The organism is Streptomyces sp. NPDC001020, assembly GCF_053599115.1.
Window position 1 is genome coordinate 78,390 of sequence record NZ_JBSFLQ010000009.1, and the last position, 26,562, is coordinate 104,951.

Annotated in this window: 23 protein-coding genes, 2 pseudogenes and 1 riboswitch; of the genes and pseudogenes, 9 read left to right on the top strand and 16 right to left on the bottom strand. The window is 70.3% G+C overall.

Going from position 1 to position 26,562, the window contains the following annotated elements:
* Positions 1-3 precede the first annotated feature (3 nt).
* The 8 genes from ACWDEX_RS10945 to ACWDEX_RS10980 form a co-directional block, all read right to left on the bottom strand.
* Positions 4-1,995, bottom strand: coding sequence for an NADH-quinone oxidoreductase subunit 5 family protein (locus tag ACWDEX_RS10945; protein WP_450462940.1), 1,992 nt, complete (start codon positions 1,993-1,995; stop codon positions 4-6).
* A complete protein-coding gene (nuoK, locus tag ACWDEX_RS10950) occupies positions 1,992-2,357 on the bottom strand; it encodes an NADH-quinone oxidoreductase subunit NuoK (RefSeq protein WP_450462941.1) in 366 nt (121 codons plus the stop codon). Before nuoK ends, ACWDEX_RS10945 begins: the two co-directional genes overlap by 4 nt.
* Positions 2,357-2,989 (bottom strand): NADH-quinone oxidoreductase subunit J family protein, encoded by a 633-nt coding sequence (locus ACWDEX_RS10955; RefSeq protein WP_450462942.1) that lies wholly within the window; start codon positions 2,987-2,989, stop codon positions 2,357-2,359. Before ACWDEX_RS10955 ends, nuoK begins: the two co-directional genes overlap by 1 nt.
* Positions 2,986-3,498 (bottom strand): 4Fe-4S binding protein, encoded by a 513-nt coding sequence (locus tag ACWDEX_RS10960; RefSeq protein ID WP_450463086.1) that lies wholly within the window; start codon positions 3,496-3,498, stop codon positions 2,986-2,988. The genes ACWDEX_RS10955 and ACWDEX_RS10960 overlap by 4 nt, the downstream gene beginning before the upstream one ends.
* A 110-nt stretch (positions 3,499-3,608) precedes the next feature.
* Positions 3,609-4,577, bottom strand: coding sequence for a complex I subunit 1/NuoH family protein (locus ACWDEX_RS10965; RefSeq protein WP_450462943.1), 969 nt, complete (start codon positions 4,575-4,577; stop codon positions 3,609-3,611).
* Positions 4,574-5,770, bottom strand: coding sequence for an NADH-quinone oxidoreductase subunit C (locus ACWDEX_RS10970; protein ID WP_450462944.1), 1,197 nt, complete (start codon positions 5,768-5,770; stop codon positions 4,574-4,576). Before ACWDEX_RS10970 ends, ACWDEX_RS10965 begins: the two co-directional genes overlap by 4 nt.
* Positions 5,767-6,432: an NADH-quinone oxidoreductase subunit B gene (locus tag ACWDEX_RS10975; protein ID WP_450462945.1), complete on the bottom strand. Its 666-nt coding sequence runs from the start codon at positions 6,430-6,432 to the stop codon at positions 5,767-5,769. Before ACWDEX_RS10975 ends, ACWDEX_RS10970 begins: the two co-directional genes overlap by 4 nt.
* The gene (locus ACWDEX_RS10980; protein ID WP_450463087.1) at positions 6,423-6,845 is read right to left on the bottom strand and encodes an NADH-quinone oxidoreductase subunit A; all 423 of its coding nucleotides are present in this window, start codon (positions 6,843-6,845) and stop codon (positions 6,423-6,425) included. The genes ACWDEX_RS10975 and ACWDEX_RS10980 overlap by 10 nt, the downstream gene beginning before the upstream one ends.
* A gap of 237 nt (positions 6,846-7,082) precedes the next feature.
* On the opposite strand from ACWDEX_RS10980, the gene ACWDEX_RS10985 reads away from it, so the two are divergent.
* The 6 genes from ACWDEX_RS10985 (at position 7,083) to rarD (ending at position 15,285) form a co-directional block, all read left to right on the top strand.
* Entirely contained in the window at positions 7,083-8,279 is a 1,197-nt protein-coding gene (locus ACWDEX_RS10985; protein ID WP_450462946.1) for a sensor histidine kinase, read from the top strand.
* A 247-nt stretch (positions 8,280-8,526) separates the two neighbouring features.
* On the top strand, positions 8,527-9,876 hold the full coding sequence (locus tag ACWDEX_RS10990) for a sensor histidine kinase (protein WP_450462947.1): 1,350 nt from the start codon (positions 8,527-8,529) through the stop codon (positions 9,874-9,876).
* A 271-nt stretch (positions 9,877-10,147) separates the two neighbouring features.
* The gene (locus ACWDEX_RS10995) at positions 10,148-10,807 is read left to right on the top strand and encodes a LuxR C-terminal-related transcriptional regulator (RefSeq protein ID WP_450463088.1); all 660 of its coding nucleotides are present in this window, start codon (positions 10,148-10,150) and stop codon (positions 10,805-10,807) included.
* A gap of 277 nt (positions 10,808-11,084) precedes the next feature.
* Complete coding sequence (locus ACWDEX_RS11000; protein WP_450462948.1) at positions 11,085-13,016, top strand: 2-oxoacid:acceptor oxidoreductase subunit alpha; 1,932 nt, start codon at positions 11,085-11,087, stop codon at positions 13,014-13,016.
* The gene (locus tag ACWDEX_RS11005; protein WP_450462949.1) at positions 13,009-14,088 is read left to right on the top strand and encodes a 2-oxoacid:ferredoxin oxidoreductase subunit beta; all 1,080 of its coding nucleotides are present in this window, start codon (positions 13,009-13,011) and stop codon (positions 14,086-14,088) included. The genes ACWDEX_RS11000 and ACWDEX_RS11005 overlap by 8 nt, the downstream gene beginning before the upstream one ends.
* A 183-nt stretch (positions 14,089-14,271) precedes the next feature.
* The gene (gene rarD, locus ACWDEX_RS11010; RefSeq protein ID WP_450462950.1) at positions 14,272-15,285 is read left to right on the top strand and encodes an EamA family transporter RarD; all 1,014 of its coding nucleotides are present in this window, start codon (positions 14,272-14,274) and stop codon (positions 15,283-15,285) included.
* Positions 15,286-15,352: 67 nt separating this feature from the next.
* On the opposite strand, the gene ACWDEX_RS11015 is transcribed toward rarD, so the two are convergent.
* A complete protein-coding gene (locus ACWDEX_RS11015) occupies positions 15,353-16,207 on the bottom strand; it encodes a hypothetical protein (RefSeq protein WP_450462951.1) in 855 nt (284 codons plus the stop codon).
* A 178-nt stretch (positions 16,208-16,385) separates the two neighbouring features.
* Here ACWDEX_RS11015 and ACWDEX_RS11020 point away from each other — a divergent pair, with 178 nt between their 5' ends.
* Positions 16,386-16,949: an NUDIX domain-containing protein gene (locus ACWDEX_RS11020; protein ID WP_450462952.1), complete on the top strand. Its 564-nt coding sequence runs from the start codon at positions 16,386-16,388 to the stop codon at positions 16,947-16,949.
* Positions 16,950-16,952: 3 nt separating this feature from the next.
* Here the strand turns inward: ACWDEX_RS11020 and ACWDEX_RS11025 are convergent, their stop codons facing one another.
* The 4 genes from ACWDEX_RS11025 to ACWDEX_RS11040 all read right to left on the bottom strand — a co-directional run bounded on the left by ACWDEX_RS11025 (position 16,953) and on the right by ACWDEX_RS11040 (position 21,660).
* Positions 16,953-17,849 (bottom strand): ABC transporter permease, encoded by an 897-nt coding sequence (locus ACWDEX_RS11025; RefSeq protein ID WP_450462953.1) that lies wholly within the window; start codon positions 17,847-17,849, stop codon positions 16,953-16,955.
* The gene (locus ACWDEX_RS11030) at positions 17,836-18,828 is read right to left on the bottom strand and encodes an ABC transporter ATP-binding protein (RefSeq protein ID WP_450462954.1); all 993 of its coding nucleotides are present in this window, start codon (positions 18,826-18,828) and stop codon (positions 17,836-17,838) included. The genes ACWDEX_RS11025 and ACWDEX_RS11030 overlap by 14 nt, the downstream gene beginning before the upstream one ends.
* 32 nt (positions 18,829-18,860) lie before the next feature.
* Positions 18,861-20,087, bottom strand: coding sequence for a LolA family protein (locus tag ACWDEX_RS11035; protein WP_450462955.1), 1,227 nt, complete (start codon positions 20,085-20,087; stop codon positions 18,861-18,863).
* Between the two features lie 562 nt (positions 20,088-20,649).
* Positions 20,650-21,660, bottom strand: coding sequence for a polyprenyl synthetase family protein (locus tag ACWDEX_RS11040; RefSeq protein WP_450462956.1), 1,011 nt, complete (start codon positions 21,658-21,660; stop codon positions 20,650-20,652).
* Positions 21,661-22,698: 1,038 nt separating this feature from the next.
* Positions 22,699-22,873: riboswitch (cyclic di-AMP (ydaO/yuaA leader) on the top strand.
* Positions 22,874-22,877: 4 nt separating this feature from the next.
* Between ACWDEX_RS11040 and ACWDEX_RS11045 the strand changes: the two genes are divergently transcribed.
* Positions 22,878-23,375, top strand: a complete 498-nt coding sequence (locus ACWDEX_RS11045; RefSeq protein WP_450462957.1) for a transglycosylase SLT domain-containing protein — start codon at positions 22,878-22,880, stop codon at positions 23,373-23,375.
* 30 nt (positions 23,376-23,405) lie between these two features.
* On the opposite strand, the gene ACWDEX_RS11050 is transcribed toward ACWDEX_RS11045, so the two are convergent.
* From ACWDEX_RS11050 to ACWDEX_RS11060, 3 genes and pseudogenes are all read right to left on the bottom strand, one after another.
* On the bottom strand, positions 23,406-24,218 hold the full coding sequence (locus tag ACWDEX_RS11050) for an HAD family hydrolase (protein WP_450462958.1): 813 nt from the start codon (positions 24,216-24,218) through the stop codon (positions 23,406-23,408).
* 140 nt (positions 24,219-24,358) lie between these two features.
* Positions 24,359-24,490 (bottom strand): annotated as a pseudogene (locus ACWDEX_RS11055) (NAD(P)/FAD-dependent oxidoreductase); the annotation flags it as partial.
* A gap of 76 nt (positions 24,491-24,566) precedes the next feature.
* Positions 24,567-25,117 (bottom strand): annotated as a pseudogene (locus ACWDEX_RS11060) (hypothetical protein); the annotation flags it as partial.
* 198 nt (positions 25,118-25,315) lie between these two features.
* Here ACWDEX_RS11060 and fahA point away from each other — a divergent pair.
* Positions 25,316-26,530: a fumarylacetoacetase gene (gene fahA / locus ACWDEX_RS11065; protein WP_450462959.1), complete on the top strand. Its 1,215-nt coding sequence runs from the start codon at positions 25,316-25,318 to the stop codon at positions 26,528-26,530.
* Positions 26,531-26,562 lie beyond the last annotated feature (32 nt).

The following is a 26,562-nucleotide window of genomic DNA, read 5'->3' on the forward strand; positions in this document are numbered from 1 at the left end:
TGCTCACGCTCCCGTGGCGACGAGGAGGGCGGCCACCGCCAGGACGACGGTGCCGGCGAGCAGCGCGCTCACATAGGTCTGCACATTGCCGGTCTGGGCGCGCCGTACGGCGGCGCCGAGCAGGCGGGGTAGGGCGCTCGCGGCGCGTACGTAGGTCTCGACGACCTCGCGGTCCAGGAACCGGACGAGGCTTGCTCCGGCCCTGATCGGGCGGACGAAGAGCGTGTCGTACACGGCGTCGAGGTGGAAGCCGACGGCCGCGTGGCGGTGCAACGGGCCGAGCAGGAGGCGGCCCGGGTCCGCCGGGTCGGGTGTGAAGGCCACATCGCCGTACGCGGGCGCGTGGCTCGCGATGGCCTCGGCCTCGACCAGGCCGGCGTCCGCCTCGGGGTGGGCCGCCACCGCACCGAGGGGGACGCGGGCCGCGAGCGTGGTGGTGCGCTGCCAGGCGCCGTACGTCACGAGTCCGCCGACCAGGGCGAAGCCCGTGCCGAGGACGGAGGTGGCGAGCGTCGGCGTCAGGCCGCTTCCGCCGAACCAGTCGGGCAGGACGCGATAGGTGAGCCCGAACGCGAGCGACGGTACGGCGAGCACCCACAGCACGGCGTTCATGACGAGCGGCTGCCTGCCGTGGTCGGGGGCCTCTGCGCCGTGGCCGCGGAACGTGAGCAGCCACAGACGGGTCGCGTACGCGGCGGTGAGCAGGGCCGTGACAAGACCGACGACGAGGACGATCCAGCCCGCGGCGCCGGGAGCGTGCTCGGTGTGGCCGGTGGCGACGTGCTCGGCGGCGGCGAGGACGGACTCCTTCGAGAAGAAGCCGGCGAACGGTGGAATCGCGGCGAGCGCGAGGAGCGCCACGGTCATCGTCCAGTAGGCGTCGGGGACGCGGGCGCGCAGGTCCTTCATGCGGGACATGGCGGCCAGGGAGTTCGTGCCGGCGGCGTGGATGATCACGCCTGCGGCGAGGAAGAGCAGCGCCTTGAAGGCGCCGTGGGACAGGAGGTGGAAGACGGCGGCACCGCGGTCGCCGACGGCGAGGGCACCGGTCATGTAGCCGAGCTGGCCGATCGTCGAATAGGCGAGGACACGCTTGATGTCGTCCTGGGCGAGCGCGGCGATCGCCGAGCCCGCCATCGTCACGGCGGCCATGACGGCGAGAACCACCATCGCGGCCGAGGAGGCCTCGAAGACCGGGAGGAGACGGGCGACGAAGTAGACACCTGCGGCGACCATCGTCGCCGCGTGGATCAGCGCGGAGACGGGAGTGGGGCCCGCCATCGCGTCGGGGAGCCAGGTGTGCAGCGGGAACTGCGCCGACTTGCCGGCCACGCCGCCCAGGAGCAGCAGGGCGACCAGGGTCGGATGGTGCAGGCCGCCGGTCACGACGGTGCCGAGGACCGTCGTGATGCGGAAGGAGCCCGCGTCGGTGGCGAGCGCGAACAGGCCGATGAGGAAGGGGACGTCGCCGAGCTTGGTGACCAGGAAGGCCTTGATGGAGGCGGCGCGGGCCTCGGGGGTCTCCCAGTAGTGGCCGACCAGGAAGTAGGAGCAGATGCCCATGACTTCCCAGCCGACCAGCAGCACGATCAGGTCGCCCGAGTAGACGACCAGGAGCATCGCGGAGGTGAACAGGGAGACGAGAGCAGCGTACGAGGGGTAGCGCGGGTCGCCGCGCAGATAGCCCGTCGAGTAGATCTGCACGCAGGAGGCGACGACGCCGACCAGGATGGCGACGAGGGCGGCGAAGCCGTCGACGTGCAGGGCGAGCTCGATGGGGACCGAGCCGGTGGGTGTCAGCTCGGTGGCCGAGTCGACGGCCCGACCACTGCCCTGCCGTGCGGCTACCAGCACCGCCAGCACGAGTGAGGTGAGGGTCGGGAGGACGGCGAGCGGGCGGACGAGGCCCGGGGCAGTGCGGCCGAGCAGCAGGCCGGCCGCGGCGCCGAGGAAGGGAAGGAGGGGGACGAGGACGGCGAGGGTGGTCGTGGTCACGCGGTGGCCTCAGCCTTCTCAGCCGCAGGGGTGTCGCCTTCGTGGCCCTCGGCGGTGTCACGGAGCCTGTCGATGTCCGCGGTGCCGCGGTTGCGGTAGACGGCGAGGACGATGGCCAAGCCGATGCCGATCTCGGCGGCAGCGATGGCAATGGTGAACAGAGCCAGTGCCTGACCGGAGTGCAGGGTCTCGCGGGCGGTCCTGCTCAGCCAGACGTCGAAGGCGACGAGGTTGAGGTTGACGGCGTTGAGCATGAGCTCGACCGACATCAGGACGAGGATCGCGTTGCGGCGGGCGAGGACGCCGTACAGGCCCGTGCAGAAGAGCAGGGCGGAGAGCGCGGCGGGATAGGCGAGATGCATCAGCGGACGCCTTCCTTCTCGCTCCGGCTGACCGTGTCGGCCGGGGTGCTCGTCGCGCTGGTCATCGCGTCCGCCTTCGCCTTGCGGGAAAGGACGATCGCGCCGACCAGGGCGGTGAGGAGGAGGACGGAGAGGGCCTCGAAGGGGAGAACCCAGTACTGGAACAGGCTCGCGCCGGTGACCTTGGTGGAGCCGGACGCGGGACCGCCAAGGTCCATCCAGGTCGTCCGGAAGGCGTCGACGACCACCCAGACCAGGGCGACCGCGGCGGCGACGGCGACGGTGAGGGCGGCCCAGCGGTTGCCGGAGTCGGCGTCCGGGGAGCGGCCGATGGGGGCCTTGGTGAGCATCAGACCGAACAGGAGGAGGACGACGACGGAACCGACGTAGATGAGGACCTGCACCCAGGCGATGAACTCGGCGGTCAGCAGGAGGTACTCCACCGCGAGGCCGCCGAGGGTCCCCACGAGCCACAGAGCGGCGTGCACCAGTTGCCTGGTGGTGACGGTGACGAGCGCGGCGCCGAAGGTGACGACACCGACGAGGAGGAAGGCGATCTCGACGCCGGTCGGGGAGAGGAAGCCGTGTGTGCCGGCGGCGGCCGTGGTCAGCGCGGCGGAGGCGGGAGTCACGACTCTCCTTCCTGTGGATCGGCGGGCTCGGTCGGTTGGGTCCGGGCCGCGGCGAGCTTCTCGGCGGCCTTGCGGGCGGCGGCGATCTCCTTGGGTTCCTCCGCGCCGGCGTCCAGGGCGGGTGGGGCGGGCACCGTCCACATCCACTCTCGGAGCTTGTCCCGCTCGTGGGTGAGGTCGCGGATGTCGGTCTCGGCGTACTCGAACTCCGGGGACCAGAACAGGGCGTCGAAGGGGCAGACCTCGATGCAGATGCCGCAGTACATGCAGAGGGAGAAGTCGATGGCGAAGCGGTCGAGGACGTTGCGGCTGCGCTCGCGTCCGCCAGGGGCGGCGGGCGGGACCGTCTCCTTGTGGGAGTCGATGTAGATGCACCAGTCCGGGCACTCACGGGCGCACAGCATGCAGACCGTGCAGTTCTCCTCGAAGAGGCCGATCACGCCGCGGCTGCGCGGCGGGAGCGCGGGCTGGGCGTCCGGGTACTGCTCGGTGACGGACTTCTTCGTCATTGTGCGGAGGGTGACGGCCAGGCCCTTGGCGAGGCCGGAGCCGGGAATCGACAGGCGGGGCCGCCCGGAGGGCGTGGTCGAGGGGCGGTGGTCGGGCGACGGGCGGGACATCAGGAGATCACCACCTTGACGATGCCGGTGAGGGCGATCTGAGCGAGGGCGAGGGGAATGAGGACGGTCCAGGAGAGTTTCTGGAGCTGGTCCTCGCGCAGGCGGGGGTAGGTCACGCGCAGCCAGATGACGACGAAGGCGAGGATCGCGGCCTTCAGGAGTGTCCACAGCCAGCCCAGGCCGTCGGTACCCCACGGGCCGTGCCAGCCACCCAGGAAGAGGACCGTGGTCAGACCGCACAGGACGACGATTCCGGCGTACTCGGCGAGCAGGAACAGGGCGAAGCGAAGGCCGGTGTACTCGGTGTAGGCGCCGAAGATGATCTCTGAGTCGGCGACGGGCATGTCGAAGGGTGGGCGCTGCAGTTCGGCGAGGCCGGCGACGAAGAAGACGATCGCGCCGACGATCTGCCAGGGCAGCCACCACCAGTGAAAGGCGTTGACGATGCCGGGCAGCGAGACGGTGCCGGCCGCCATCGCCACCGAGGCGGCGGCGAGCAGCATGGGGAGTTCGTACGCGAGGAGCTGGGCGGCGGTGCGCAGGCCGCCGAGAAGGGAGAACTTGTTGGCGGAGGCCCAGCCGGCCATGAGCGAGCCGAGGACACCGACGCCCATCACGGCCAGGACGAAGAAGATGCCCGCGTCGACGGCCTGGCCGACGGCGCCCTCGCTCGGGCCGATCGGGATGGCGAGGAGGACGAGCAGGTACGGGAGAAGGGCGACGGCGGGGGCCAGCTGGAAGATGCGACGGTCCGCGCCCGCCGGGACGATGTCCTCCTTCTGCGCGAACTTGACGCCGTCGGCGATGAGCTGGGCCCAGCCGTGGAAGCCACCGGCGTACATCGGACCGAGGCGGCCCTGCATATGCGCCATGACCTTGTGTTCGGTCTGGCCGATGATCAGAGGGAAGGTGAGGAAGACGACGAACACGGCGAGGAGTCGCACGGCGACGTCGAGAGCGCCGTTCACTGCGTGCCTCCGGAAGGATCGTCGGGGGTGGGGGTCGAGTCGGAGTTCGGGGGGCGGGCGTCGCGGTCGGCCGCGCCGGGCTCGGTAGCCGCCTGGTCCTCGCCGTCCGCCTCCGCCTCGGGCGACGGTTCGGGGGTGGGTTCCGGCTCGGGCTCGTCGAAGGCCGGGCGGGCATGGTGCCAGGGGGCGTCCGAACCGCGCGGCGCGACGGGGGGCTCGGGGGGCGCGCTCTGGGGTGCCGAAGCGTCCGCGCGTTGCGAGGCGGAGCCCTGGGAGGCGCTGCGCGCACGACGCGGACCGGCCGGAGCCGCGGGAGCAGCCGCCGACTGCGTGCCGCCCGCACGCTGCGATGCCGAACCCTCCGACGCACTCCGCGCACGCCGCGGACCCGCCGGACCCGCCGCACGAGAAGCCTCCGGCGGCGCGCCGGCGTCCGCACCGCGTTGCGTTGCCGAACCCTCCGACGCACTCCGCGCACGGCGCGGCGTAACAGGCGTCGCCGTGCTCTCGGTGCCGGCTGGCGCCTGGCTCGCCGAGCCCTCCGCGGCCGTGCGGGTGCGGCGTACCTGACGATCGCCCGCCGCGCGGCCCGCGGCTCGGGCCGGGCGGGCGGGAGCCGGGGGAAGCTGACCCTTGAGGGGGCCCCACTCGTTCGGGTCGGGGACGCCCGGCGGCAGCATCTGCCGGCGCTTGGGGCCGCCGTGGTCGGACTCGCCCGGTTCCTTCGCGCCGGGCCAGGCCTTGGCGACCCGGGCGGCCAGGACGAAGTCCTTGCGCAAGGGGTGGCCCTCGAAGCCCTCGGGCAGGAGCAGGTGGTCCAGCCCCGGGTGGCCCTCGAAGGTCACGCCGAACATCTCGTGGGTCTCGCGTTCATGCCAGGCGGCACCCGCGTAGACCCCCACGGCGGAGGGCAGGACGGGTGCCTCGTGCGGGACGGTCGTGCGGACGAGCAGACGGCGGACCGGGGCGAGGGCCACGACATGGGCGGAGACACACAGACCCGTGCCCGGCTCGTCGACGGCGCTCAGCCAGTCGAAGTACGTGCAGCCCAGTTCGTCGCGCGCGACGCGCAGCGCCTCGGTCCAGCCCGTCGCCGGTACGTCGACCGTCAGGACGCCGTACGACTCCTCGGCTGTGGCCTGAGGGCCGAAGAGGTCCTCGGCGGGTGCGGGCAGCCAGCCGACGGCGGTCATCGCCCCTCCCCAGCGGCCGAGCCCGCCTCGGGGGCCGCCCCGGGCTCCGAGGCCTCGGAGGGCGGCCGGACCAGACCGCTCTGCAGGGCGGCGGCCGACGGCCGCGACTCCCCGTACCGCTTGCCCAGCGACTCGCGCGCGATCTTCTCCTGGAGCTTGAGGATGCCCTGGAGGAGCGCCTCGGGGCGCGGCGGGCAGCCGGGAACGTACACGTCCACCGGGATGATCTGGTCGACGCCCTTCGTGACGGAGTACGAGTCCCAGTACGGGCCACCGCAGTTCGAGCACGCGCCGAAGGAGATCACGTACTTCGGCTCGGGCATCTGCTCGTACAGGCGTTTGACGGCCGGGGCCATCTTGTCGGTGACGGTGCCTGAGACGACCATCAGGTCGGCCTGGCGCGGGCCGGGCGCGAACGGGATCACTCCGAGACGGATGAAGTCGTGGCGGGCCATCGACGCGGCGATGAACTCGATCGCGCAGCAGGCGAGACCGAAGTTGAAGACCCACAGCGAGTAGCGGCGGCCCCAGTTCAGGACCACTTTCATCGGCTCGGGGGCGAGGCGTGCGAGCGTCCCCAGCCTCTTCGGTTCCGGCACGAGCACCGGCTCGCGAGCCTCGGAATCCGGGGAGGTCATGGGAGTCGAGGGGTTCACGTCCATGACAGGACGCCCTTCTTGTATGCGTACAGCAGTCCCACGGCCAGGAAGCCGAGGAAGACGAACATCTCCACGAGCGTGGTCGCGCCGTAACGGGGGTCGGCGAAGACCGTCGCCCACGGGAAGAGGAAGATCGAGTCGACAGCGAAGATCACGTACAGGAACGCGTAGACGTAGTAGCGGACCTGGGTATGGGCCCAGCCCTCGCCGACGGGGTCGACCCCGCACTCGTACGTGAGGAGTTTCTCGGGGGTGGGCACGACGGGGCGCAGCAGACGGCTCGCGCCGAAGGCGACGGCGACGAAGAGCACGCCGACCACGGCGAGCAGCCCGACGACGGAGTAGGAGTGGAAGTAGCCCGCCGCGACGACGGTCCCGGCGTTCTGGGCGGTCCTCGCGCTCCCGGTCTCCGCCATGACAGCGACGGCGGTCAGATCCGGCACGTCAGCTCCTCGCTCCCTGACCTCGTGACCCTGGTGTACGTCGTCTCCGACGACCTGTACGCACGGGAGTCTAGGCCCTGCTAAAGAAAGGGTAAGCAGCCCGTCACACGGGGGTGGGGTTTCCCCCAGTGAACCTCGGCGGTCCACCTCATGGCACCGCGGCCCGACGCACGGCAGGCTTACGGACATGACCGAACGAGGCCGGCAGATATGACCGAACGCATCACGAGCCCTGGCACCCTGGACGACGACCGTCCGCCGCCCCCGCGCTTCGCCCTGGACAAGCGCACGTGGCGGGAGATCGCGCATCTTCTCGCGAATCTACCGATGGCGCTGGCCGGGTTCGTCTACGTGGTGACAGTGCTGTCCGTGGGTGCCGGGCTGACGGTGACCGTGATCGGCTTTCCGGCGCTGGCCTTGGGACTGCTGGGCTCGCGGCAGCTGGGCAAGCTGGAGCGGGCGCGGGCCAGGGCGCTGCTCGGGGTGCGGGTGCAGGAGCCGAGCCCGCTGCCGTTGCGCAAGGGCGGCGGCGGGATGCTCCCGCGGCTGTGGATGGCGCTGAAGGACCCGGTGGCCTGGCGGACGTGCCTCTATGACTTCATCCGGCTTCCGTGGGGGATCCTGACCTTCACGGTGATGATGGTGTCGTTGTTCGTCCTGTGGCCAATCCTGCCGTTCCTCGCGCGTGGACTGACGAACGTGGACCGGGCCATGGTGCGGGGGCTGCTGTCCCCCTCCGACGAGCTGGAGCGGCGCATCCGGGAGCTGGAGTTCGACCGCGGCGTGGTCGTGGACACGGCGGCGGCCGATCTGCGGCGCATCGAGCGCGATCTGCACGACGGTGCGCAGGCCCGGCTGGTGAACCTGGCGATGGGGCTCGGCCTGGCCAAGGAGAAGCTGCTGGAGGACCCCGACGCCGCGGCGGCCATGGTCGACGAGGCGCACGGCGAGGTGAAGCTGGCGCTGCAGGAGCTGCGGGACCTCGCACGTGGAATCCATCCGGCGGTCCTCACCGACCGCGGCCTGGACGCCGCGCTGTCCTCGGTCGCGTCGCGCTGCACCGTGCCGGTGCAGGTGAGCGTCGACCTCGCCGCACGACCTGCCGCCGCGATCGAGGGCATCTCCTACTTCACGGTCTCCGAGCTGCTGCAGAACATCAGCAAGCACAGCGGGGCCAGTTCCGCCTCCATCGACGTGTGGCGGTCCGGGGAAAGGCTGCTCATCGAGGTGCGCGACGACGGTCGCGGCGGCGCCCGCCTCGACGGCGGCACCGGTATGGCGGGACTCGCCGAGCGGCTGGGCGCGGTCGACGGCCTGTTCGTCATCGACTCGCCGGTGGGCGGCCCGACGACCGTCACGGCGGAGCTGCCCTGGCGGGACCGGGAGGACGAGGCGCCACAGCGGTAGGGCGCGCGGCGGCTGTGGGGGCCGCGGGGAGCGGTCGCACGCGGGTCGTGCGGCCGCTTCGGCGTACGCGGGATCTGTCCCGTGGGTGCGCCGGACGTGCGGGGGTGGGGAAAACCCCCGGTCCAAGACGCCGACCCGCTCCATGGCCGGGCGGGCGCACGGCCAGCAGAGTATTGCTGGAGCCCCGCAGACGGGCCGCGCAGGCCGACCAGGGCCTGGCGGAAGACGAGGAGAACGGACGACGCCGATGGCCACGCAGTACGGGCAGGGATACGGAGAGTGGGACGGCCCTGGATCCCAGGGCGCCCGGGAGCGGTCGCACCGGCTTCCGGCCGTGCTGCGGGCGCCGGTCGAGAAGCGCACCTGGGGCGAGCTCTGCTATGTGCTGCTCGGCCTGCCGATCGGGATCACGACGTTCGTGTACAGCATCACCATGTTCTCCCTGGGAGCCGGGCTGCTGGTGACGTTCCTGGGGATCCCCGTACTCGCGGCGACGCTCGCGGGCTGCCGTGGCTTCGGGGCGCTGGAGCGGGCCCGGGCACGGGCGCTGCTGGGGCTCGACGTGGCCGCTCCGGAGCCGCTGCGGGTCAAGAGGGCCGGGGCGATGGCGTGGATGGGGGCGATCCTCAAGAGCGGGACGTCGTGGCGGCAGATGCTGTACATGGTGGTGCAGTTCCCGTGGGCGGTGTTCTCGTTCGTCGTGGGGACCGTCTTCTGGACGTGCGGGTGGACGCTGCTGACCTATCCGCTGTGGTTCTGGGTGTTCCCGCTGTTCGGCGGCCAGGGCGGGATCCAGCTGTACGGCGACGGGAACCACCAGGTCTACCTCGACAACCCGTTCGAGATCTCGGTGACCGCGCTGGTGGGGCTTTTGATCACGCTGGCCACGCCGTGGATCATCAGGGGACTGACGACAGTGGACCGGCTGCTGGTGTACGGGCTGCTCGGGCCGTCGCGGCTGGCGACGCGGGTGGTGGAGCTGGAGTCGGACCGGGGGGTCGTGGTCGACACGGCGGCGGCCGACCTGCGGCGCATCGAGCGGGATCTGCACGACGGGGCGCAGGCCCGGCTGGTGAACCTGGCCATGGATCTGGGGCTGGCCAAGGAGAAGCTGGCGGAGGATCCGCAGGCGGCGGCGCGGATGGTGGACGAGGCGCACGGCGAGGTGAAGACGGCGCTGCAGGAACTGCGGGATCTGGCGCGGGGAATCCATCCCGCCGTGCTGACGGACCGGGGTCTGGACGCGGCGCTGTCGGCGGTCGCCTCGCGGTGCACCGTGCCGGTCCAGGTGGAGGTGGACCTGTCGGCGCGGCCGGCGCCCGCGATCGAGGGAATCGCGTACTTCACGGTGTCGGAGCTGCTGCAGAACGTCAGCAAGCATGCACGGGCGTCGCGCGCGACGGTGGATGTGTGGCGGGTGGAGAACCGGTTGTTGCTCCAGGTGGCGGATGACGGGGTGGGCGGTGCGGACGCCTCCAACGGGTCGGGCCTGGCGGGGCTGGCCGGGCGGCTCGACGCGGTGGACGGGGTTCTGGTGGTGGATTCGCCGGTCGGGGGGCCCACCCGGATCACCGCGGAACTGCCGTGGCGGGCGTGAGGGACGAAGCTACCTGCCCCAGCTCCGGGTGCGGCCCCGGCCCCGGCACCCGGGACAGGCCCTGGTAGCACCGGCACCGTGACCTTCTTCCCTCTCGACGTCACCGCCCCCTGCCGCTCCCTGTCGTGGCACGGCTTCCCCGGGGGCGGGGCGCGCGCCGGCCGGAATGCTGGGATGCTGGGGGCTGTCGCACGGGCGGCGGCCGGCCTGGGTTCCACGCCGGTGTGGGAAAGAAGTGGGCTGTGGGGGGCCGAAGATCGTGGAGGACAGGGTGCGGGTGGTCATCGCCGAGGATTCAGTGCTGCTCAGGGAGGGCCTGACCCGGCTGCTGACCGACCGCGGGCATGACGTCGTCGCCGGTGTCGGTGACGGGGACGCGCTGGTCAAGACCATCACCGAGCTGGCCGCCGCCGGTGACCTGCCCGATGTCGTCGTCGCCGACGTACGGATGCCGCCGACGCATACGGACGAGGGCGTGCGGGCCGCGGTCAAGCTGCGCAAGGAGCATCCCGGGCTCGGTGTGCTGGTGCTGTCGCAGTACGTCGAGGAGCGGTACGCCACCGAGCTGCTGGCCGGTTCCAGTCGGGGCGTCGGCTATCTGCTCAAGGACCGGGTCGCCGATGTGCGCGAGTTCGTGGACGCCGTGGTGCGGGTGGCCCAGGGCGGCACCGCGCTGGACCCGGAAGTGGTGGCGCAGTTGCTCGGCCGCAGCCGCAAGCAGGACGTCCTGGCCGCGCTCACCCCGCGTGAGCGGGAGGTCCTAGGACTCATGGCCGAGGGGCGGACGAACTCGGCGGTCGCCCGGCAGCTCGTGGTGAGCGACGGAGCCGTCGAGAAGCACGTCAGCAACATCTTCCTGAAGCTCGGACTGTCCCCGAGTGACGGTGATCATCGGCGTGTTCTGGCCGTGCTCACCTACCTCAACTCCTGATCGGCCGACACTGGATCGGTCGCCGGGCGGCAGATGCCCTCGGGTACGTCTCGAGCTACCTCTGAAGTACCAGAACCAAAGGATGAACAGGGAACGTCTTCACCAGCAGCACCGAGGGCTGTGCATATCGGGGCGAATCAGGGCATCAGACCGTCTCATCATGAAGTCCATCATGCGAACGGCCGAGGGAAGGCGACCCTCACCGACGTAGGGTTGATTTTGGGAAGGCCGGTGGGACGGCCGCTCCCAGACAGCAGCCTCGAGGAGGTCCAGTTCAGTGACCAGCCAGGTCAGCAGTCCAGCGGAGCAGGCCGACGAAGCCGTCGTAGGAGAACAGTGCAAACCGGCGGTTACGAAGGACGTACGCCGCCTGGACCGGGTGATCATCCGGTTCGCGGGAGACTCCGGTGACGGCATGCAGCTCACCGGTGACCGGTTCACGTCGGAGACGGCCTCCTTCGGCAACGACCTGTCCACCCTGCCGAACTTCCCTGCCGAGATCAGGGCTCCCGCAGGCACCCTTCCCGGTGTCTCGTCGTTCCAGCTGCACTTCGCCGACCACGACATCCTCACTCCGGGAGACGCGCCGAACGTACTGGTGGCGATGAACCCGGCCGCCCTGAAGGCGAACATCGGCGATGTGCCGCGTGGTGCGGAGATCATCGTCAACACGGACGAGTTCACCAAGCGGGCGATGCAGAAGGTCGGCTACGCCGCCAGTCCCCTGGAGGACGGCTCGCTGGACGGCTACAACGTCCACCCGGTGCCGCTGACCACGCTGACCGTGGAGGCGCTCAAGGAGTTCGACCTCTCCCGCAAGGAGGCCGAGCGCAGCAAGAACATGTTCGCGTTGGGCCTGTTGTCGTGGATGTACCACCGGCCCACCGCGGGCACGGAGTCGTTCCTGAGGTCGAAGTTCGCGAAGAAGCCCGAGGTGATGAAAGCGAACCTGGTGGCTTTCAGGGCGGGCTGGAACTTCGGTGAGACGACGGAGGACTTCGCGGTCTCCTACGAGGTCGCGCCGGCCACCAAGGCCTTCCCGGTGGGTACGTACCGCAACATCTCCGGGAACCTGGCCCTGGCCTACGGCCTGATCACCGCTTCCCAGCAGGCGGATCTTCCGCTGTTCCTGGGGTCGTACCCGATCACCCCGGCCTCGGACATCCTGCACGAGCTGTCCAGGCACAAGAACTTCGGGGTGCGGACCTTCCAGGCCGAGGACGAGATCGCCGGCATCGGTGCGGCACTGGGTGCGGCCTTCGGCGGCTCGCTGGCGGTGACCACGACCTCCGGGCCGGGTGTGGCACTCAAGAGCGAGACCATCGGGCTCGCCGTCTCCCTGGAGCTGCCGCTGCTGGTCGTCGACATCCAGCGCGGCGGCCCGTCCACCGGCCTGCCGACCAAGACCGAGCAGGCCGACCTGCTGCAGGCGATGTACGGCCGCAACGGCGAGGCGCCGGTCCCGGTGATCGCCCCGCGCACCCCGGCCGACTGCTTCGAGGCGGCCCTGGAAGCGGCCCGGATCGCGCTCACCTACCGCACTCCCGTCATCCTCCTGTCCGACGGTTACCTGGCCAACGGCTCGGAGCCCTGGCGCATCCCGGAACTGGACGAGCTGCCCGACCTCAGGGTGCGGTTCGCGCAGGGCCCGAACCACACGCTGGACGACGGCACCGAAGTGTTCTGGCCCTACAAACGCGATCCGCGGACCCTGGCCCGGCCATGGGCCATCCCGGGCACGCCCGGCCTGGAGCACCGCATCGGCGGCATCGAGAAACAGGACGGCACGGGCAACATCTCCTACGACCCGGCCAACCACGACTTCATGGTCCGCACCCGGCAGGCCAAGATCGACGGCATCGAGATCCCGGACATCGAGGTCGACGACCCCTCCCAGAACGCCCGGACCCTGGTCCTGGGCTGGGGCTCGACCTACGGGCCGATCACTGCGGCGGTACGGCGGCTGCGCGCGGCCGGCGAGGTGATCGCGCAGGCGCACCTGCGGCACCTGAACCCGTTCCCGGGGAATCTGGGCACGGTGCTGCGGCGTTACGACAAGGTGGTGGTCCCGGAGATGAACCTCGGTCAGCTCGCCACCCTCATCCGGGCGAAGTACCTGGTCGACGCCCGCTCCTACAACCAGGTCAACGGCATGCCGTTCAAGGCCGAGCAACTCGCCACGGCTCTCAAGGAGGCCATCGATGGCTGAGACGTCCACGGAAGCCAGGAGCACGACCGAGGCGCTCTCCCTTGTCCCCAAGGCCGTGGCCAGACAGACCATGAAGGACTTCAAGTCCGACCAGGAAGTGCGCTGGTGCCCTGGCTGCGGAGACTACGCGATCCTCGCCGCCGTCCAGGGCTTCATGCCGGAGCTGGGCCTGGCCAGGGAGAACATCGTCTTCGTCTCGGGTATCGGCTGCTCCTCCCGCTTCCCGTACTACATGAACACGTACGGCATGCACTCCATCCACGGCCGTGCCCCCGCGATCGCGACGGGACTCGCCTCCTCACGCCGGGACCTGTCCGTATGGGTGGTCACCGGCGACGGCGACGCCCTGTCCATCGGCGGCAACCACCTCATCCACGCCCTGCGCCGCAACGTCAACCTCAAGATCCTGCTGTTCAACAACCGGATCTACGGCCTGACCAAGGGCCAGTACTCCCCGACCTCAGAGGTCGGCAAGATCACCAAGTCGACGCCGATGGGCTCGCTTGACGCGCCCTTCAACCCGGTGTCGCTGGCCATCGGCGCCGAAGCGTCCTTCGTGGCCCGCACCGTGGACTCCGACCGCAAACACCTCACCGAGGTACTGCGCCAGGCCGCCGCCCATCCCGGCACCGCGCTGATCGAGCTCTACCAGAACTGCAACATCTTCAACGACGGCGCCTTCGACGTCCTCAAGGACAGGCAGAGCGCCGAGGAGGCGGTGATCCGGCTGGAGCACGGGCAGCCGATCCGCTTCGGCCCCGGCAACGCGCGTGGGGTCGTACGCGACGCGCGGACCGGAGACCTCGAGGTCGTCACGGTCACGCCGGAGAACGAGGCGGACGTCCTCGTCCACGACGCCCACGCCGCCTCCCCCACCACCGCGTTCGCGCTGTCCCGGCTCGCCGATCCCGACACCCTCCAGGGCACCCCGATCGGCGTCTTCCGCTCCGTGGAACGCCCCGTCTACGACACGCAGATGGCCGACCAGCTCGAGACCGCCGTCGAACAGAACGGCAAGGGCGACCTGGCCGCGCTGCTCGCCGGCGGCGACACCTGGACCGTCGTCGGCTGACCGGTTCGACCGTCCTTCACGAGGCCCGGGCGCTCGCCGCCCGGGCCTCGTCGTATGCCGGGCGGAACCGCACTCCTGCTGTGTCATGACCGTATGGCGATACGGGCATGACAGTCAGGGGCGCTCGCGCTACCTTCATGGAGGCTGCACGGAAGCAGCCGTGCGCGCGAGAAGGAGGGGCCTGTGGCCGGGAACTCGAAGGGTGAGCGGCGGACAGGTCTGCTGAACGGCTTCGCGGCATACGGAATGTGGGGGCTCGTCCCCCTCTTCTGGCCCTTGCTGAAACCCGCCGGGGCGGTGGAGATCCTCGCCCACCGCATGGTCTGGTCCCTGGTCCTCGTCGCCCTCGCGCTGCTGGTGATGCGGCGCTGGGCCTGGGCGGGCGAGCTGCTGCGGCAGCCGCGCAAGCTGGCGCTGATCACGGTCGCCGCGGCGGTCATCACCATCAACTGGGGTGTCTACATCTGGTCCGTGAACTCCGGCCATGTGGTGGAGGCCTCGCTCGGATACTTCATCAACCCGCTCGTCACCATCGCGATGGGCGTGCTGATACTCAAGGAGCGGCTGCGACCCGTCCAGTGGGCGGCGGTGGCGGTCGGCTTCGCGGCCGTGGCCGTCCTGACCGTCGGCTACGGCCGCCCGCCGTGGATCTCGCTCTGCCTCGCCTTCTCCTTCGCCACGTACGGCCTGGTGAAGAAGAAGGTCAACCTGGGCGGCATCGAGTCGCTGGCCGCGGAGACCGCCGTGCAGTTCCTGCCCGCGCTCGTGTATCTGCTGTGGCTCTCGGCGCACGGCGGGTCGACGTTCACGTCCCAGGGCCCCGGCCATGCGACGCTGCTCGCCGCCACCGGGGTGGTCACCGCGCTGCCCCTCGTCTGCTTCGGTGCCGCCGCGATCCGGGTGCCGCTGTCGACGCTCGGTCTGCTTCAGTACCTGGCTCCGGTCTTCCAGTTCCTGCTGGGCATCGTCTACTTCCACGAGGCCATGCCACCCGAGCGCTGGGCGGGCTTCGCGCTGGTCTGGCTCGCCCTGTCACTGCTGACCGCTGACGCACTGCGCACGGCTCGCCGGGCGGCGCGCATGCTCCAGAACGGCACCGGCACCACGGGCGCCGCCGTCGCCGATGACCCGGTGAGCTTGCCGCGCAGGGTGGGCGACGTGGCGGCGGGACCCGACCCGGTGGACGCCAGGCCGTAGACCACGGACGCCGCCGAGGTCACCGGCCGACGGTGCGGGGCCGGGGCGACGGCCTCACCCGGTCCCGTCAGCGGACGTGGGAGTGGCCGGCGGCGGCGACGCGGGCGCGTTCGGCAAGGCGGACCATACGGGCCCTGGCGCGCTCCAGTTGCTCGAGGTCGTCCGCGGCCGGGCCCTCGGCAGCGGCGACCTCGCGCCATATGCCGATGAGATCGCGGCCCAGGTGCAGGCCCTGGAGCGGATCGCGAACGGCACGCCAGGCGGCGGCCGCGCTCTGCACGTTGCCGTATGCCCCACGCGGGTCACGCAGGCGGTGGCGGAGCCGGGCCAGGTCCAGGGAGAGGTGGAAGGAGCGCAGCGCGTCACCGGCCAGGTAGGCGATGTAGGCGGTGAGTTCCCGCAGACGCAGTACGTCGGGATGGTCGGCGCCGAGAATTCCCGAGGTCTCGGCGACGGCCTGCTCGGCCATCCCCGCGGCCTGAGCGATCCGACCCTGCCTCACGGCCTCGCTGATCCGGGCCAGGGGCCCGGCGACCGGCCCGCCCGGGGATACGGATCCCGACCCTGGCGCGAGCACCGCCTCGGCCACGGAGTCGAACTCCCGCACCGGCGGCTCCTTGGCCTCCGTCTCGGCGACCGGTACGGGCCACGGAGCCGACGCGGGCTTCCGTGCGGGGGCGGCGTACGCGTCGGGGACGGCCAGGGAGTCGGGCCGAAGCGTCTTCGGCTCGTCCGGTCCGGTCTCCGGCGCCCTCCAGACGGGCGTGGTGACCACCGGGGGCGGGCCGAAGGTACCCGTCGGCGGGGCGACCGTCCCCGGGCCGTCCGCGGGGACCCGGACGTCGCCCGGTGCCGTCGCCGGGGCGACCGAGGGCGCCGAAGGCTGCTGTTCCGGTTTCTTCTCGCGGCTGGGTCGAGGCATCTGTTCCCTCACTCTGCTGTGCCGGGGATCCCGGTCACACGCTTACATTTCGAGTCTCTCCGGTCCTCTCCCGGTTTCACGTCACCAGGGCGTCACAGACTCGTTCCAGACGCCCGGCACCATCCCCGATATACCTGCGGCGAAACGAACACCGCCGAGAGGAAGCGAGGAGCCACGCATGCGTTGGACCGTCCACCGGGAGCGTCCGCTCTACGAAACGCCCTGGGTGCGGCTGCGTTCCCTGGACGTCGAACAGCCCGACGGGACCCGCTGCGACTACCACGTGGTCCGGCTGCGGGACCTCGCCGTCACCGCAGCCGTCGACGAGGAGGAGCGCGTCCTGATGATGTGGCGCCACCGCTTCGTCACCGACACCTGGGCCTGGGAGTTGCCCATGGGGCTCGTCGAGGACGGCGAGGCGCCCGCCGAAGCGGCGGCGCGCGAACTCGAGGAGGAGACCGGCTGGCGCGCCGGCTCACTGCGGCCGCTCGTCCGGGCACAGCCCGCCGCGGGCATCACCGACTCCCGGCACTTCGTCTTCCGTACGGACGACGCCGCTTGGGTCGGCGACCCGACCGAGCGCAACGAGTCGGACCGTCTGGAGTGGATCCCGCTGCCAAGGGTGCGGGCGCTGATCACGGGCGGGCAGATCGTCAGCAGCGCCACGCTGGTGGGGGTGATGGCCCTGCTGCTCGGCATCGAGGAGGAGGCGACCCAGGGCCTCGGAAGGCCCTGGGCGTGAGCCCTACGCGGTGATGTCCTTCGCCGTGAAGCGCGCCCAGGCCGCCGAGCCGAAGACCGCCGCGTACAGCGCCTGGAGGCCCAGGTTGTGGAGCAGGTCGTCCCAGTAGACCGGGTCGCGCATGAGGTCGGCGAAGGACAGCCAGTAGTGCGAGAAGAAGTACGGCTGGAGCGCGTGCAGCTGGGGGATCTGGTCGAGGATCTGGACCGTGATCAGCAGCCCGACCGTGGTCGCCATCGCGGCGATGCCGCTGCTGGTGAGGGTGGAGATGAACAGGCCCAGGGCCGCCACACCGACCAGGGACGCGGCGACGACCAGTGCGATCAGCAGGGCCCTGCCCAGCCCCTCTGCGAAGCTGATGTGCGTGCCCGAGATCGTCGTCAGGTCGCCCAGCGGGAAGAGCAGGGCGCCCACCACGAGCGCCGACAGAGCGACCACGAGGGTGGCGAGGAGGCAGAAGGCCATCGTGGTCGTGTATTTGGCGACCAGCAGGCGAGTACGGCCGGCGGGGGCGACCAGGAGATAGCGGAGCGTCCCGGAGTTCGCCTCGCCCGCGATCGCGTCGCCCGCGATGACACCGATCGCCATCGGCAGGAAGAACGGGAGCGTCGCGGCCAGCGCCGTGAACACGAGGAACAGCCCGTTGTTGGTGACCTGTGCGATGAACGCCGGTCCGGCGTCGCCGCCGTGTCCACCGCCACCTGAGCCGCCGTTCGTCTCGCTCTTGACGGCGATCCCGATGAGGACCGGCACAGCGGCCAGCACGGCCAGCAGCGCGAGCGTGCGCCAGCGCCGGAAGGTGGTCACCAGCTCGCTGCGCAGCAGCCCCAACGTCCACAGGGGATTGGGCTTCCGCGACACCGGCGCCGGCTCAGTGACGGCCGACTCAACCCGCGACATCGAAACCCTCTCCCGTCAGTGCCACGAACGCGTCCTCGAGCGAGGCACGTTCGACACCGAAACCGCGGACGCGGACCTCGGCGTTGACCAACGCGGCGTTCACATCGGCCAGTTCACGACCTGGGGGTTCACCCGTCACCCGGCCCTCTTCCACCACCACGTCGGTCACGCCCTGTTCCTTCAGGACACGGGCCGCGTCGGCCACGTCCGGGGTCGTCACGACGAGACGCCCGCGCGCCCCGGCCGCCAGGTCCGCCACCGCGCCCTGTGTGATCAGCCGCCCCTGGGCCATGACCGCGGCGTGCGTGCAGACCTGCTCGATCTCGTCGAGCAGATGGGAGGAGAGGAAGACGGTCGTGCCGTCCGACGCCAGCTCCCGCACCAGGGAGCGGATCTCCCGCATGCCCTGCGGGTCGAGTCCGTTGGTCGGCTCGTCCAGAACGAGGAGCCTGCGGGTCTGGAGCAGTGCGGCCGCGAGACCGAGGCGCTGCTTCATACCCAGGGAGTACGCCTTCGCCTTCTTGCCGGCGGCCGCTGTGAGCCCGACCCGGTCGAGGGCGGCCGCGACCCGCGTCCGCCGGGTGCGCGGGTCGGCGGTGGGGTCGGCGGCGTCGTACCGCAGGAGGTTGTCGCGGCCGGAGAGGAAGCCGTACAGCGCCGGGCCCTCGATCAGGGCGCCGACGTGCGGGAGCACGGCGCGCGAGGACCGGGGCATGGGCTGCCCCAGGACGCGCGCCGTGCCGGAGGTGGGCTCGATCAGGCCCATCAGCATGCGGATGGTGGTGGTCTTGCCCGAGCCGTTCGGCCCGAGGAAACCGAAGACGCTGCCCGCCGGGACGGCCAGGTCGAGACCGTCCACGGCGAGCTGGCCGCCGCGGTAGCGCTTGGTGAGGGCACGGGTGGCGATGACCGGGACATCCCGGTCACTCGCCATCACGTCGGGCCCCGCTTCCGCTTCCGCGGCGGACCGCTCCTGCATGGGCTCTCCTGCTTCTGCCGTCGGCGCGGGGCCTACTTCCCCGCGTTCGCCGCCTTCACCAGCGCGTCCTTGGTCACCGCGCCCGCGTACACCTTGCCGTTGTCCGTGATCAGGGCGTTGACCAGGCGGGTCGAGAAGACCGTGCCCTTGCCGAACGAGCCGGTGACGTGGTCGCCGAGCGAGTTCAGGACGCCGGACACCGCGCTGCCGTCGGACGACGGGCCCGAGGGCACCCCGCCCTTGCTGCCGGAGTCGAACACGACGATCGAGTTCCAGCCCTGGCCGATGGTCTTCGACCGGCCTCCCTCGGCCGCCTTCTTCTCCATCGCCTTGGGCCGCTCCTTCCGCTGCTCGGCCTTCAGGTCATCGCCCTGGGTGACCTTCGTGCCCTTGGGCGGTGTGAAGGTGAACGTCGACGCGGCCGGCTTGGCGAACGAGATCTCCGTGTAGCCCACGTCCACGACGGCCGCGCCACCCGACGCCGGGGTCAGCGTGAACTTCAGCGGCGTCCCGGTCTTCGCGTCCACCCCGATGCTGATCGCGCCGACCGTGGTGCCCGACTGCTTCGGCCGGATGAGCAGCTTGTACGCGTCCCGGCCCGCGATCTGGGCCGTGCCGTCCACCGTGACCGAGGTCGTCTTGTCGGCGGCCTTCAGGGCCTCCTGAGCGAAGTCCTTGGGCGTGGCGGGCACCTCCTCGGGTGTCGCCTTGCCGCTCCTGTGGTCACCCGCGCCGGTCGAGTGGTACGCCTCGTTCGACGCGCTGTCGTACGCCCACACGTCGTTGCCGTTGCGGATGACGCTGTACTCGGCGGCCTTCTCTATGAGCGAGAGCTTCTGCTTGTCCTGGCCGTCGGCCGCGACGCGCACGGTGTGGGTGCCGGAGGCCAGTTCGAACAGCTTGGATTTCGGGTCGGCGACCGAGCCTTCCTTGCCCTTCGCTCCCTGGGAGAGCGCACCCGAGGCGAGGCTGTTCTCCAGCCCGCCGAGGTTTGGCAGACCCAGGTCCGTGCTGATCTTCACCGTGCCGGACATCTGCTGGACGTCCGACTTGGCGATCTTCTCGATGAGCTGCTGCGCACTGATCTTCGGCAGGTCGGGGTCGCCGGATCCCGCGAACGCCGGGGCAAGCCCGATGGTCGCCGCGGCCACCCCCACCACCGCGACCGGAACGACGTACCGCGCGGCCCTGCGCCGCCCGTCGCGTACGTCCTCGGCTTCCCCGGCGGGTGTGCTGTCGTCGGATTCGTACGGTGCCATGTGTGCCTTACCTCCGTCGTCGGCGGCGGCCCTTCTTCCGTGCACTCGTCCACCCCTGCGCCGCCATTGTCACCCGAACTCCTGTGGGGTGGTGTCTTCCATCTGACCAAATCGGCCGGACGGAAGCGTCAGACCGCGGGCTCAACTCCGCGTAATCCTGGGGTATGACATGGCGGGGCGGCTCCTCCCCCGACCCGTAGGGGTCGTCGAGGGAGGCCGGTTGGCGAACAGGCGACACGCCGGCTCACCTCCGCGCGAAGGCGTGGTTCGCCCGGTACGGCACGCCGATGATCGCGCCGACGTGCGGGATCCGGTCGACACGGCTCCGCCCACCGCGTCCAGGCGCGGAAATCCGGACGGTGTCCGCGAGCAGGCCATGGCGTGTTACCGAACGAGTGTCCGAGCAGATGGAGTTCGGGGAGCCCGCCGCTGCTCATGGACACGGACCTGGACTCGCTCCAGGCCTGCGAACCTGCCTCACGGTTCCCGAGGTGCGTGACGTGACGGCCACGGGTGCACCAGGCCTGCCACAGGAGGCAGGAGTGACACCACTGGGGCGGCGTCAGCCCGCCCGGTGCACCACCGCGTCACACAGTTGCATCAGGGCCGCCTTCGCGTCGCACTCCCGCAGCGGGCCCAGGGCCGCGCGGGCGTCCTCCACGTAGCGGACCGTGTCGCGACGGGCCTGCTCCAGAGCCGGATGGGCACGGAGGCGGGCGAGTGCCTCGGCGTGGCGGGCGTCGTCGGTGAGGTCCGAGTCCAGCAGTTCGCACAGGGCGATGTCCTCGGGCAGTCCCAGGCGCTTCGCACGCTCCCGCAGACGCAGGACGGGGAGGGTCGGGATGCCCTCGCGCAGATCCGTCCCGGGTGTCTTCCCGGACTCACGCGAGTCCGAGGCGATGTCCAGCACGTCGTCGGCGAGCTGGAACGCCACGCCCAGCCGCTCGCCGTACTGCGTCAGCACATCCACGACCGTCTCGTCGGCGCCCGACATCATGGCACCGAACCGGCATGCCACCGCCACCAGCGAACCCGTCTTGCCGCCGAGGACGTCGAGGTAGTGCTCCACCGGGTCACGGCCGTCCCGTGGGCCCGCCGTCTCCAGAATCTGGCCCGTGACCAGCCGTTCGAAGGCCTCCGCCTGGATGCGGACCGCCTCGGGGCCGAGGTCGGCCAGGATGTGCGACGCCCTGGCGAACAGGAAGTCACCCGTGAGGACGGCTACCGAGTTGCCCCAGCGGGTGTTCGCGCTGTCCACCCCGCGCCGCACCTCGGCCTCGTCCATCACGTCGTCGTGGTACAGCGTGGCCAGGTGGGTCAGCTCCACGACCACGGCCGAGGGCACGACACCGGGCGCGTACGAGTCACCGAACTGGGCCGCGAGCATCACGAGCAGTGGCCGGAACCGCTTCCCGCCCGCGCGCACCAGATGCTGTGCGGCCTGCGTGATGAAGGGGACCTCGCTCTTGGTGGCGTCGAGCAGCCCTTCCTCGACAGCGGCCAATCCGGCCTGGACATCGGCTTCGAGAGCCTGGCCCCGCATGCTCAGCCCGAATGGCCCGACGACGCTCACGTGGGGTCTCCTGTCTGCTGACGATCACACGGCCGGTGTCAAGGATGGTCACTAGGTCGATGGCGTTGGCTGTCGACTGGCTCACGGAGTTTGTCGATCTGTCTCCGCCATCACTCAAGTCAGCGTATCCGGTCACGTTTCGATCACCACGAGCGCCCGCTGTTCCAGGCCAGGCCGTATCGGATCACGAACGGCGCATTCAAGACCAGGTGATACAAAAAGGTATTTATCGGTACAGCCGAAAAGCGCCCCTCATAGCCGGAAGCGACCCCCGTTCGGTGGGTGTCGGCGATCCCGACAGGCGCCGTCACGAGAGACGCGACCGCCACCGTCACCCGGCCGGGCGCACGCACCGACGTCCCACCCATGCCGCGCTCACACTGAAACCCACCCTCACCCTCACCCCAGGGCGGCACCCGTCTGTACGCACCGGCATGGCGCCCACCGACCGGCGATCCGCACCGGCCGCCCCAAAACCTCGCCCTGCCACCCACTCCACTGACTCCACCGCGCCCCGCGACGAGCCACATCTCCCCCGGCACGCGGGGCACGGCCACGCCTTCACGCACGACCACACCTTCTTGCCCATGGAGACGCGCAGGCACGACACGCCGCCGACAAGTGCGGCGAGACGGCGTTCCACCGGTGCCGGAGGGGCGGATTCCGCGCACACCGAATGAACGGACGGATTCCGTGTACGGCGACCGGCGGGGCGGAGGTTGCGGCGCACAGGACTTCGTAACTGCCAGAATGTGAACCTTTTGCCCGAATTACCCATTTATGCGAGCTACGCACCAATTGGGATCAAGATGGTGTGAGTGAAATGGGTCACGCCAGCACCCAAATCGGACATTCGAGGCCGTTCGCCAACTCCCCATTTGCAGGCGGCAAGTTGAGTCCTACTCAACAAAATGGATCATACCCCCCATTCCCCCAGGTCAAGGTCATTTTGATCGGACCGTGATGTCTGGCCTTGTTTCCGACATGTGCTTCCGCATACCTTCCCTTCACCCGAGCGGACGCCAAATCCTGCCACCGCTCGAAAACCCATCGACCCCTTTAAGGCAGGAGCGGGGGACCCAGGTAAGTCGCCGATCCGGACACCGCGCCGGTACGGCTCGGGGTGAAGCCGTGGCCTCTTCGACGAGGACATGGCCGGGCACCTCCCCGCCCGAACCCGACAGCTCACCTCGCAGGCGTCAGGAGAGGAATACGACATGCCCGCTTTCGCCCTGCCCACACGCCGTCGGGACCGCGGCTCCAAGGCCACCCGCCTCACCCGCACCCTCGCCCTCGCCGGCGCCGGTGCAGCCGTTCTCGTCCTCCCGGTCGCCGGCGCGACCAGCGCTTTCGCCGCCCCCGCTGCCACGCCGACCGTGGCCGTGACGACCCAGGGCACGACCCTCGACAGTTGGATCCGCCAGTCGCTGACGGTCATGGCGCAGCACGGCATTCCCGGTACGTACAACGGCATCTACCGCAACGTGATGCGCGAGTCCTCGGGCAACCCGAAGGCCATCAACCTCTGGGACTCGAACGCCCGAGCTGGCATCCCGTCCAAGGGTCTCCTCCAGGTCATCGACCCGACGTTCCGCACGTACCACGTGCCGGGCACGGCGTTCGACCCGTACGACCCGGTGGCGAACATCACCGCCGCGTGCAACTACGCCGCCGCACGGTACGGCTCGATCGACAACGTCAACAGCGCGTACTGAGGCAGCCCGGCCGAGAGCTGCCGCCGGGGCCTACCGCCCCACGAAGAGTCGTTCGAGGACGACGGCGATGCCGTCGTCCTCGTTCGACGTTGTGACCTCGTCCGCGACCGCCTTGAGTTCGGGATGGGCGTTGGCCATGGCTACGCCATGCGCGGCCCACTGGAACATGGGGATGTCATTGGGCATGTCACCGAAGGCGATGGTCGCCGACGGCGACAGGCCCAGGTACTCGGCGGCCAGCGCGAGACCCGTCGCCTTGGTGACACCGCACGGCTGAAGCTCGACGGTGCCGGGCCCCGACATGGTGACCGAGGCAAGGGAACCGACCGCCTCGCGGGCCGCCGTGGCCAACTCGTCGTCGGACAGGGCGTGATGGCGCAGCAGCACCTTGCTGATCGGCTCGCACCACAGGTCGTCGCGCCGTTCGACGCGCACCGCGGGCAGGGTGGGATGCGGCATCAGGTAGCCGGGCTCGACGAGCGTGAGCCCGTCCACCCCGTCCTGGTCGACGGCCGCGTACACCTGCCCGACCTCGGCCTCGATCTTGCCGAGCGCGGTCTCGGCCAACTCCCGGTCCAGGGTGACGGAGAACAGCAGCCGATCCGCGCGGGCGTCGTACACCTGCGCGCCCTGTCCGCACACCGCGAGCCCCAGGCTGCCGAGTTCGTCGAGCAGCGGCCGCACCCTCGGTGCCGGGCGTCCCGTCACCACGAGGTGCTGCGCGCCGGCTGCCGCGGCCCGCTCCAGCACCGCCTTCGACCGATCGGAGAACGTGTCGTCACCGCGCAGCAGCGTTCCGTCCAGGTCAGTGGCGATGAGGGCGTATGCGAGGGGTGCGGCCATGATCAGAGAATACGGATGGATCCACCGGGCGACCGGACGACGTCAAGTATCCCGTGCGCACCCCGATGAACGCGCTACGGTGGAGGGTTGGGCGTCCCGAGTTCGCGCCGTCGGCGGTGTCGGTCCCGACGGCGGCTTTCTGGACGGCCGTTGAACCAGTGCGACGACGACACACAGCCCGTGCCGAGCCTCGGCGCGCCCCGGCTCACTGCCAGTTCCGTGCGCAGTTCGTGGCCCAGGAAGTCCATCGCGGCGATGTCCACGCGGTAGCCCAGGACGCAGTGTGCCTACTTCGTGGTGGAAGGTCGAGCCCGTACTGTCCGCCCGAACCCGTGGTGGTTTCTGTTAGATGAATCGTGCGGCGAGGTCCGCGAGTTCCGGGTTGTCGACGACGTACGCGTTCGCCGTCATGCCTGCGTGCGGCGGCCAGGAGCGGACCTTGACGCCGGTGAACAGAGCGAGCGGGGTCGAGCTCTGGTCGAAGTACGCGTGCACGATCCAGTGGAGTCCACCTCCAGGAAGGGGCCGCCCAGGACGTCCTGATGCTCGGCGATCAAGACGGCCGCCTCCTCGTCGGTGGGGATGAGGACGGTCGGGCAGCCGATGCGGCGCCCGATGCGCAACAGACCCTCCACGAGCCGCTCCGGCTCCTCCGTCCCGCTGGTCGGCCACACGAAAGCGCGCCGCAGACAGCGAGAGGAAGCGGCCGGGGTGTAACGGTCCTCTGTGATCGCATACACCGGTATGCCGAGCCGGCCCAGGGCACGGAGGGCGCCCACCCCGCCGTGGTGCAGCGGGTAGTCGCCGAACTTCACTATGAGCCCCGGCACCTCGCGGTCGGCGTCGAACGGCACGCTGCCGGTGCTCCTGGCCACGGGTCCCCGACGTGTCCCCCCCATTGGGCCGGACCCACCCCGTCCGTGTCCCTAAAGGGGCGCTAAGCCGGAATTGGGCCCTCCGACAAGGATCTATTCGGACATTGCGAACCCTTTAGACACTGCCCAAGACAAGCAACTCACCCGTAACGTGTGGGACGACCACATGGAACGCACCCATGCACGGCACACCTGAAGTGCACGAAAGCGAGGCAGCACCCCATGCCCCCCTTCGATGTCCCCGCGGATGATCCCTTCGGCCCGCACAACCTCCCCTACGGCGTGTTCTCACCGGCCGACTCCGACGAGCGGACCGTGGGCGTCCGGCTGGGCGATCACGTGCTCGACGCGGGCGCCGCGGCGAAGGCGCTCGGCTCCCCCTACGTCTCCCTGCTGGCGCAGCCGTCCCTGGGCCCGCTGATGGCCGCGGGCCGCACCGCCTGGTCGGATGTGCGCCGGGCGCTGACGGCCTGGGTGACGGTGCCCGCACACCGGGAGACCGTCGAGCCCCTTCTGCGCCCGCTCTCCGAGGTGACCCTGCACCTGCCCTTCGAGGTCGCGGACTACGTCGACTTCTACGCCTCCGAGAACCACGCCCGCAATGTCGGGCAGATCTTCCGCCCGGACGCGGCGGACTCCCTGACCCCCAACTGGAAGCACCTGCCGATCGGCTATCACGGCCGGTCGGGCACGGTGGTGGTGTCGGGCACGGACGTCGTACGTCCGCAAGGGCAGCGCAAGGCGCCCACGGAACCGGCGCCGGTCTTCGGTCCCTCCATCCGCCTGGACATCGAGGCTGAGGTGGGGTTCGTGGTGGGAGTCCCGTCGCGGCCGGGCCGGCCGGTGGGACTTTCCGGGTTCCGGGACCATGTGTTCGGACTGTGCCTGCTCAACGACTGGTCGGCACGGGACGTCCAGGCCTGGGAGTACGTCCCGCTCGGGCCGTTCCTCGGCAAGTCTTTCGCCACGTCCGTCTCGGCGTGGATCACCCCGCTGGACGCGCTGGAGGACGCTCGGGTGGCGCCACCGGAGCGCACGCACCCGCTGCTGCCGTACCTGGACGACTCGCAGGAGGAACCGGCGGGCTACGACCTGCGCATCTCCGTCGCGATCAACGGCCATGTCGTCTCCGAGCCGCCGTTCTCGACGATGTACTGGACGGCCGCCCAGCAGTTGGCGCACATGACGGTGAACGGGGCATCGCTGCGGACCGGCGACCTGTACGGCTCGGGCACCGTGAGCGGCCCGGCGGAGAACGAGCGCGGCTCACTCCTCGAACTGACGTGGAACGGACGGGATCCGCTCGAACTCCCTGACGGCAAGCGGACCTTCCTGGAGGACGGCGACGTGGTGACGCTGACCGCCTGGGCACCGGGGCCGGACGGGACCCGGGTGGGACTCGGCGAGGTGACGGGCCGAGTGGTGCCGAGCAGCTGAGTTGTATCAATCATTTGACACAAATCCCCGAC